This window comes from Rummeliibacillus sp. TYF005 (assembly GCF_003844195.1).
Lineage (GTDB): Bacteria > Bacillota > Bacilli > Bacillales_A > Planococcaceae > Rummeliibacillus.
The window spans coordinates 1-1774 of the sequence record NZ_ML122636.1 but is presented as its reverse complement, the minus strand read 5'-3'; the positions used below and the strand labels follow the sequence as shown (position 1 = coordinate 1774).

The following is a 1774-nucleotide window of genomic DNA, read 5'->3' as shown; positions in this document are numbered from 1 at the left end:
GTCCCCCTGCGAGAGTAGGACGTTGCTAGGCGATTAAGGTACTGCTGATATAATCGGTAGTACCTTTTTTTATTTAAGCACTTGTACCGCTAGCTTTGACTATCATCACTCTTTCCGCTATCCCAACTAAAACTCCCTTCTTCCAAATTCAATCTTCATTTTTTCTTAATTTGATTTTCGACAGCTTGTTCGATTAAGTGACAAAATATTATAAAACGCTAAAATAAAGATTAGAAAAACCTCTATAGAATTCCGTTTTTTCTTGGTATCTTATCGTGCAATAAATAGTGATTTTATAAATCAAGAAATTCATTGGGATAAATCAATAAAGTATATCGAATTTTCAAAATATATTGACAATATTTCAATCGTCTACTATTATATATCTTTATAACGGTAATAATTATTATGTTATTACGAGTTAAAATGCAACGTAGAACAACAATTTTGAGTTTTAAGGAGATGGCTGAAAGGTACTTTATTTTAAAAGGGGTTGTATGAGCATTGAAAAGTTTAAGAGAACAGGCGTTAGATTTGCACAAAGAATTGAAGGGGAAATTAGATGTGCAAACGAAAATACAGGTGGAAACGATAGAAGATTTAAGTTTAGCATATTCACCTGGTGTAGCAGAGCCTTGCATTGAAATTAAGAATGATGCTAACTCTGTTTACGATTATACAATGAAAGGAAATCTAGTAGGCGTAGTAACAGATGGTACAGCGGTGCTTGGTTTGGGGGATATCGGGCCGGAAGCTGCATTACCTGTTATGGAGGGAAAAGCACTTCTTTTAAAACGTTTTGCCAATGTAGATGCCTTTCCTATTTGTTTGGATACAAAGGATCCAGAAGAAATTGTTCAAGTAGTAAAAGCAATCAGTCCAACATTTGGAGCGATTAACCTTGAGGATATTTCAGCTCCACGCTGTTTTATTATTGAAGAAAGATTAAGAGAAGAATGTAATATCCCTGTTTTCCATGACGATCAACATGGTACGGCAATTGTAGTTGGTGCGGGGATATTGAACGCATTGAAAATTGTTAACAAGAACATAAAAGATGTACGAATTGTTATTAATGGAGCGGGCGCTGCAGGAATATCCGTTTTACGTTTGTTACGTGATTTAGGGTTTGAACATTTGATTGTTTGTGATTCTAATGGAATTATTCACAGGAATCGCGAGCATGGGATGAATTCGATGAAAGAGCGTATTGCAAAGTTCAGTAATTTAGATGGACTTGAAGGTAAACTGGAAGATGCATTAAAAGGTGCAGATATTTTTATCGGTGTATCAGCAGCAAATGTTTTGACTGAAGAAATGATACAATCTATGAAAGAAAACCCAATAGTGTTTGCATTAGCAAATCCAAATCCTGAAATTTCATATGAAAATGCAATTAAGTGGGGAGTACGAATAATTGCTACTGGGAGATCAGATTATCCAAATCAGATTAACAATATGCTGGCATTTCCAGGTATCTTTAGAGGTGCATTAGATGTTCGTGCATCTGATATCAATGAGGAGATGAAGCTTGCAGCAGTCAATGCAATTGCATCCATCATTACTGAAAAGGATTTAATTGAAGGGCGCATCGTCCCAGAGATCTTCGATATGAGAGTTACAGAAACGGTTGCAGAGGCAGTTAAATTAGCGGCTATTTCAACAGGAGTGGCGCGATTGAAGCAAGAAAAAGAAATTGAAATTTAAGTATAAATGCCATCTAGCGTAGTATGAAAACTACGCTTTTTTCTGTGAAAATATATAATCCCTGCGG

Annotated in this window: 1 protein-coding gene; it reads left to right on the top strand. The window is 35.7% G+C overall.

Annotated elements, in window-relative coordinates; genetic code table 11:
- Positions 1-504 precede the first annotated feature (504 nt).
- Complete coding sequence (locus CW357_RS17945) at positions 505-1707, top strand: NAD(P)-dependent malic enzyme (protein ID WP_119414379.1); 1203 nt, start codon at positions 505-507, stop codon at positions 1705-1707.
- The last annotated feature ends 67 nt before the right edge of the window (positions 1708-1774 follow it).